Annotated in this window: 8 protein-coding genes; all 8 read right to left on the minus strand. The window is 64.0% G+C overall.

Annotation, left to right across the window (positions count from 1 at the left end; translation table 11 throughout):
• Positions 1-2 precede the first annotated feature (2 nt).
• The 8 genes from motA to flgF all read right to left on the minus strand — a co-directional run bounded on the left by motA (position 3) and on the right by flgF (position 6,927).
• The gene (motA, locus tag EWH12_RS11940) at positions 3-866 is read right to left on the minus strand and encodes a flagellar motor stator protein MotA (protein WP_066599968.1); all 864 of its coding nucleotides are present in this window, start codon (positions 864-866) and stop codon (positions 3-5) included.
• 124 nt (positions 867-990) lie between these two features.
• Positions 991-1,836, minus strand: coding sequence for a flagellin (locus tag EWH12_RS11945; protein WP_066599972.1), 846 nt, complete (start codon positions 1,834-1,836; stop codon positions 991-993).
• An 18-nt stretch (positions 1,837-1,854) separates the two neighbouring features.
• Positions 1,855-3,192 carry a flagellar hook-associated protein FlgK gene (gene flgK / locus EWH12_RS11950; RefSeq protein WP_129926722.1) on the minus strand — a complete coding sequence of 446 codons (1,338 nt, stop codon included), beginning with the start codon at positions 3,190-3,192 and terminating at the stop codon, positions 1,855-1,857.
• Complete coding sequence (locus tag EWH12_RS11955; RefSeq protein WP_129926723.1) at positions 3,189-3,518, minus strand: rod-binding protein; 330 nt, start codon at positions 3,516-3,518, stop codon at positions 3,189-3,191. The genes flgK and EWH12_RS11955 overlap by 4 nt, the downstream gene beginning before the upstream one ends.
• Positions 3,518-4,633, minus strand: coding sequence for a flagellar basal body P-ring protein FlgI (locus EWH12_RS11960; protein WP_066599979.1), 1,116 nt, complete (start codon positions 4,631-4,633; stop codon positions 3,518-3,520). The genes EWH12_RS11955 and EWH12_RS11960 overlap by 1 nt, the downstream gene beginning before the upstream one ends.
• Complete coding sequence (locus EWH12_RS11965; protein ID WP_129926730.1) at positions 4,633-5,316, minus strand: flagellar basal body L-ring protein FlgH; 684 nt, start codon at positions 5,314-5,316, stop codon at positions 4,633-4,635. The genes EWH12_RS11960 and EWH12_RS11965 overlap by 1 nt, the downstream gene beginning before the upstream one ends.
• A 9-nt stretch (positions 5,317-5,325) precedes the next feature.
• Positions 5,326-6,114 (minus strand): flagellar basal-body rod protein FlgG, encoded by a 789-nt coding sequence (gene flgG / locus EWH12_RS11970; RefSeq protein ID WP_066599984.1) that lies wholly within the window; start codon positions 6,112-6,114, stop codon positions 5,326-5,328.
• A gap of 69 nt (positions 6,115-6,183) precedes the next feature.
• Positions 6,184-6,927 carry a flagellar basal-body rod protein FlgF gene (gene flgF / locus EWH12_RS11975; protein ID WP_066599987.1) on the minus strand — a complete coding sequence of 248 codons (744 nt, stop codon included), beginning with the start codon at positions 6,925-6,927 and terminating at the stop codon, positions 6,184-6,186.
• Positions 6,928-7,101 lie beyond the last annotated feature (174 nt).

The raw sequence follows: 7,101 nt of genomic DNA on the forward strand, positions 1-7,101 counted from the left end.
GCTTATTTGCCCCGCATACCGTCGAACACTTCGGCAAATCCGGGCTGGTTGGCATGGGTCAGGCCCGAACGGGCGGCTTCGATCACCAGCGGCTGCGGATGGCCGTGGAGCGAGGCGATGATGATCTGCTTGACGACCTGATAGATGGCGCCGTCCGCCTCGATCACGCTGCGGCAGCGATTGGCGAAAGGATTGACCATGCCATAGGCGAGCAGAATGCCCAGGAACGTGCCGACCAGCGCCGAACCGATCATCGCGCCCAATATGGCGGGCGGCTGGTCGATCGAGCCCATGGTCTTCACCACGCCCAGAACCGCGGCGACGATGCCGAGCGCGGGCAATGCGTCGGCCAGCCCCTGCAAATTGTCGGCCGGCTTGATCGCCTCGTGATGGTGGGTCTTGAGCGTATTGTCCATCACGTCCTCGACCGCATGGGGATCGAGCGTGCCGGACGAGATGACGACCAGGCGCAGCGTATCGCTGATCAGGTGGACCAGCGCCTTGTCCTTCATCAACTTGGGATATTCGGTGAAGATGGTGGAGCTGGACGGGTCTTCGATATGGGGTTCCAGCGCGACCGGCCCTTCCACGCGCAGCGTCTTCATCAACTTGCTGACCAGGAAGATGCAGTCGAGAAAATCCTGCTTCTTATACTTGGCGCCCTTGAACACCTTGCCCAGGCCACCGCCCAGCGCTTTCAGGTCCGCGCCGCTATTGCCGATGACGAGCGCGCCGACAGCGGCGCCGCCGATGATCAGCATTTCGTGCGGCAGCGCATGCAACACGGGGCCAAGGTCGCCGCCGGTGAAGGCGAAGCCGCCGAACACCATGACGATCAGAATGACGAGGCCGATGGCTGCGAACATGATTATCCCCGATTGACGCGCCCGGAGGCGGTAGCTCCCCGCGTCGCGTGCGACGCTGTGTCCTTGTGGTTAATACGGACTGGTTAGCGTCCGGTTTAGGACCGCGCGGCTTTTTAGCGTGCGATCAGCTGATCAGGTCGAACAATGTCTGCTGGTTGATGCGGGCGAAGGCCGACTGCGCCGCGTCGAGTTGCAGCAACTGCGCCTTCACATTCGCGATCACTTCGCTCAGGTCCGTCGATTCGAGCGATGCGCGCCGTTCGGTCAGGTCGAGGTCGACATCAGTCAGTCGCGTGCCGATGACGTCCAGCCGGTCGCCCCGCACGCCCTGCCTCGCCTGCTCGACCGCGATATGGCCCTGCGCGGTCTTGACCCCCTCCAGCGAGGCGGCCACGGCTGCATCGTCGCCGCTTTGGACGGCGGCGATGCTTTGCGCCAATATCTCGTCGATCGACATCGGCACGCCATCGACGTCGATGCCTTCCGATACTTCCTGCTTCGTGCCGACGACCGCCAGGTTCAGGCCGCGGCTGACCGGCACCAGCACGCTCTGTCCGTCGTCGAAAACGGACACGCCCTGATAATCCTTCTGGTTCAGCAATTCGTCGATCGTCGTGCGAATGGTCGACATTTCCTCGGTGATCGCGGCGCGGCTGGTGTCGTTGAGCGACCCGTTGCGGGCCGACGTCACCAATTCCTGCGCGCGGGTCAGCAGATTGTCGATTTCCGACAGATTGGCCTCGGCATTGCCGGCGCGAGTGGCGCCATAGCTGATGTTGGACTGCCAGGCGGCCTGTTGCGCCTGGGCGCGGCCGATGTCGGACACCTGGACCCAGGCGAGCGAATTGTCGGACGGCTTGTTGAGTGTGATCCCGGTGGAGATCGCGGTCTGCCCGTCGACAATGTCCTGCGACAATTTCTGCTGCCGCCGGATTTCGGCGAGCATGATCTTGTTGGTGATACCTACCATGGCTCAATCCTTTCCGGGTCAGATGATGTTCATGATAGAATCGATCGTCTCTTTGGCGATCTGCAGGATTTTGGCGGAGGCCGAATAGGCCTGCTGGATGCGCAGCAGATCGGCGGCTTCCATGTCCAGGTCGACGCCGCTCACCGCTTCGCGCGCGGCGACCGCCTGGTCGTTGCGGCTGCTCGCCGTGTCATATTCCGCCTGGGTCGACGCCACCAGGGTGGCGTGGGACGCGATCAGCGTCGTCCAATTCTGCTCCACGCTGCCATTGCCGCGCAGAACGGAATTGACGGTCAGCAGATTTCCGTTGAGCGTCCCGTCCGAAGAGCGGGTCGCCAGCTGGGCAGGATCGGTGATGAGCGTGGCGACGGTCGCGGCGCTGCCGCCATAGGATAGCAATGCGCCGCCCGCTGCGCCGCCGTCGGTCACACCCTGCGCGTGCCAGGCGTTAAGGTCGGTGACGAACTGTTCGGCCAGCGTGTCCAGATCGGCGCGGCGATCCGCCACCGTGTCGGCGGCGGAAAACAGGCCGCCCAGCGTGCCATTGGCGGGCGCGGTCAGCGCCGCGCCATCGGCCAGGTTGAGAGAGAGCGTGCCGTCGTCATGGGTCGCCATGGACAGGCTGGTCGCGCTGTCGCCGGTGACCAGCGTCTGCCCGCCGAAACTGATCTGCGCGCTGTCATGCGCGCCAAAGCTGATGGTGACGTTCAGATTGTCCGACAGCGTCTGCAACGCCGAATCGCGGCTGTCGAGCAATTGGGCATAAGCGGAGGTGCCGGGCTGGGCGCGCAGCAGGCTGTTGTTGATGTCCGCCAGCGACGCGAGCGAGCGGTTGATCGTATCGACGGACGATTGCGCTTCCGTGGCGATGCCGCTCGACACTTGTTGCAGATCGGCGGACGTCTGGCTGAACGCTTCCGACACCCTGTTGATGCTGTCGAGCGTAGTGACGCGCAACGAGGCGTTGCCAGGACTGGCCGCCAGTTTTTCCATATTCTGGAACATGCCCGTCATCAGTTGGCCGATACCGGTGCCGGTGTCGTTCAGCGCCGTTTCCGCATCGGTCAGCCAGCGCAGGCGGGCGGTCGAACTGCCCAGCGCCATGCCGGTGTTGCGGACCGTGGCGTCGAGATAGGGGTCGGCCGCGCGATTGATGCCCGCAACCTGCACCCCGCCGAAATTGGCGCGCGAGATATAGGTCGTCATCGTTGCGGTGGACGACCCGGATTCGATGGTCCGCACCGATCGGCGCGCATAGCCGTCCGTACTGGCGTTGGCGATATTTTCGCCGATCGCGGCCATGGCCGATCGATAGGCCTTGGTGCCCGAAGCGCCGATGATGAAAAGATCGCTCATGCGCTTGTCGCCGGCGCGGGACCATCAGGGACGGTCGGCGAGGGCGTGTCGCTCACCCGGTCGCCAAATTGTTTCAGCAGCAATTCGGCGATGCCCATCGCGCCCTTGCTGGCCATCGCGTCGGCAGTGCGGGAATCGGCCATGTCGCGAAATTGCTGGGTCGCGGCTGAATCGTCGATCCCTTCGGCCAGGCTGGCCGATCGCATCGCGCCGATCATCTGGCGCAGGAAAACGGCCTCGAACTGCTGCGCCACTTTTTGCAGCGACGCCTTGTTCGATGTTCCGGCGCTCGCGGCGGCGGGGGAGGTTGTCGTCGCTACCTGCATCACAGCACCACCAGTTCGGCTTTCATCGCGCCCGCCTGTTTCAAGGCTTCGAGGATCGCGACCATATCCGCCGGGGAAGCCCCGATCGCATTGACCGCCTTGACTATATCGGCCAGCGACGCCCCGCCTTTAAAATTAACCATAGGTTTTTTCTGTTCGTCGATGCTGATGCTGGTCGATTGCTCCAGCGCGGTCTGCCCCTGGCTGAAGGGCGCAGGCTGGACGACGCGCGGGCTTTCGTTGACGCTGACGGTCAATTTGCCGTGCGCGACGGCGGCCGGATGAATCTTGACCGCGCCATTGATGACGACGGTGCCGGTGCGCGCGTTGACGATCACCTTGGCCGGCGCATCGGCGGGCGAAATCTCGATATTCTCGATCATGCCCATCATCATGATGCGATCTTCGGCGCCGGGCGCGGCGTCGATCGCGATCGACACGGCGTCCATCGCGCGGGCGCGGCGGTCGCCAAAGGCGCGGTTGACGCCGTCCGCGACGCGCAACGCCGTGGTCAGGTCCGCTTCGGCCAGGTTGAAGGTCAGCGTCGGGGCGGTGTCGAATCCGGTCGCGACCGCGCGTTCCACCGTCGCGCCGCCGGGAATACGGCCAGCCGACGGGATGTTGACCGACACTTGGCTGCCATCGGCGCCCGATACGCCCAGGCCGCCGACGGCCAGGTTGCCCTGCGCCATGCCGTAAATCTCGTTATCCGCGCCGCGCAATGGCGTCAGGATCAGCGTGCCGCCGCGCAGCGACTTGGCCTTGCCCAGCGCCGATACGGTGACGTCCAGCCGCTGTCCGGGCTTGGCGAAGGCGGGCAGGTCGGCGGTGACCAGAACAGCGGCGGCATTTTTGAGCGCCGGATTGACGCCTTGCGGCAGGGTAAGGCCAAAGCGCGAGACGACGCCCTTCATGCCCTGCGTCGCATATTCGATGCTGTCGTCCCCGGTGCCGGCCAGGCCCACGACGATGCCATAACCGGTCAGCTGGTTGGGACGGACCCCCTGGAAGGTGCCGAGATCCTTCACCCGCTCGGCCTGGGCCGGACAGGCCATCAGCGCGAAGATCGGCAGGATCAGGCGGAACAGACGGATCATGGCGTTTGCGGCTTCCATCAGAAGGGGCTGATCGCGGAGAAGAAACGCTGGAGCCAGCCCTGGCGGCTGGCATTGGCGATCTCGCCCTTGCCCTTGTAAATGATCTTGGCGTCGGCGACGCGGGTCGATGCGATGCGGTTGTCGGGCGCGATGTCGGCCTGGCGGATCAGGCCGCTGATCTGGATGAATTCGTCGCCGCGGTTGAGCGTCAGCGCCTTTTCGCCCTTCACCAGCATGGTGCCATTGGGGTAGGTCGCCGCGATCGTCACGGTGATCTCGCCGCTCAGCGCGTTCGACTGGCTCGCGGCGCCCTTGCCAGTGAAGCTGTTCTGGCCGCCGGCGGACACGTCGCTGGCGGAAAACAGCTTGGACAATATGCCGGTGCTCGGCGGCGTGATGCCGATCGATCCGTTGCGGGCGGTGTCCGCGCTTGTCGTCTTGCTCGCCTGGGTCCGCTCGACCAGAACGATGGTGATGATGTCGCCCACGCTGGTCGCGCGCGCGCCGCTGGTCAGCGGGGTATAGCCGGTCGATGCCTGAAAGATCGACCCGTTCGCGGGCGGAGCGACGGGCAGGGGGATCACGGTCGGCGCGTAGAAATCGCGCTCGATATCGCGCTTCTTCTGCTTGGCAGCGTCGGCGGGCGACGCGGCCAGTGCGATCAGCGAAACCGCGGCGATGGTGGCGTAGGAGAGGCGCATCATCTGGCCTTAGATATTCTGGTTGACGTACTGGAGCATCTCGTCGGTCGCCTTGATCATCTTGCTGTTGACCTCATAGGCGCGCTGCGTCTCGATCATGTCGACCAGCTCTTCCACGATGTTGACGTTCGATGTTTCCAGATAGCCCGACCGCATCAGGCCGCGGCCTTCGAGGCCCGCGACGCCGACCTGCGGCACGCCGCTCGCAGCGCTTTCGGTCAGCAGGTTGCCGCCGATGGAGGTCAGCCCCGCCGGGTTCATGAAGGTGGCGATTTCGATCTGGCCCAGGTTGCTCGGCGCGCTTTCGCCCTGCAGCGTGGCCGACACGGTGCCGTCATTGCCGATCGAGACCGATGTCGCGCCCTGCGGCACGGTGATCTGCGGAATCAGCGGCAGGCCGTCGCTGGTGACGACCGTGCCTTCGGCGGTGACGCTGAAATTGCCGGCGCGGGTATAGGCGGTCGAGCCGTCGGGCTGCTGCACCTGGAAATAGCCCGATCCTTCGATCGCGATATCCAGCACATTGTTGGTCTGGTTCAGCGTACCCTGGGTATTGATCTTGCTCGTGCCCTGCAACGCGACGCCGGAGCCGAGATTGAGGCCGGTGGCGAATTTATTCTCGCTGTCCGAATTGGAACCGGCCTGGACGATCTGCTGATAGGCCAGCGTCTCGAAATCGGCGCGGTCCTTCTTGAAACCGGTCGTGTTGACGTTCGCCAGGTTGTTGGCAATCACGCGCATCTTCGTGTTCTGCGCGTCAAGGCCAGTGCGGGCGACATGAAGGGCGGCGTTGCTCATCGTTCATTTCTCCGTGGCGCATCCCCATAGGGTGCTCATGCGTCAGTCACAGCAAGATGCGTGCCAAAATTAACCATCTAATTTCATGAGCGATGCGCCGCCGTCGTCCAGCTGCCTGGCGGTGTCGATCATCTTCACCTGGGTTTCCCAGGCGCGGCTCGCTTCGATCATCTGGACCAGCGCCTGGGTCGCATTGACGTTTGATCCTTCGACCGAACCCGACGTGACGGTCGCCAGCGGATCGGACGGCAGGGCGCCGCCATTGACTTCGCGGAACAGGTCGTCGGTGCCCTTGGCGATGCTGGAGCCGGCCGCATTGACCAGCTTCAGCTTGTCGACCTGCTGCGGATTGGCCGGATCGCCACCCTGTGGCACGCCCCAGATGCTGCCGTCCTTGGCGATGGAAACACTGTCCATCTGCGGCAGGGTGATGGGGCCGCCTTCGCCCAGCACCGGCAAGCCGTCGCCAGTGGTCAGCAGGCCGCTGTCAGTGACTTTCAGGTCGCCGCGGCGCGTATAGGCTTCGCTGCCGTCGGTGGCCTGAACGGCGAGCAGAGCATCGCCGTTCATCGCCACGTCCAACGGATTGCCCGTTTCGGTGACCGCGCCCTGCGCCATGTCGGCCGCAATCACCTGTTCCGAAGCCTGCGCACGGGTGTCGAAGCTGTCGCCCTTGATCCAGCGCGTCTCGGCATTGGCGATCTCGGCGCGAAAGCCGACGGTATTGACGTTCGCGAGGTTGTTCGCGACCGCCGTCTGCCGCGCCATCGCGCCGCGCATCGCGGTAAGAGCCGTATTGACGAGCCGGTCCATGGGCTATCCTTGTTCTTCCGTCGAAATTCGCTCGGCCCTTCTACTCCGCTCAGAGCCCGATCCGAAAGTTGTTGAGCAATACCAGCATGTTGTGATTCAGCCGTCTTTGCGACAAGATGGAGTGAATGGTGGCATGGACTGGTATTGCCCGGCGAGAGCATAGTCGGGAAGGTT

The organism is Sphingobium cupriresistens (assembly GCF_004152865.1).
Taxonomy (GTDB): Bacteria; Pseudomonadota; Alphaproteobacteria; order Sphingomonadales; family Sphingomonadaceae; genus Sphingobium; species Sphingobium cupriresistens.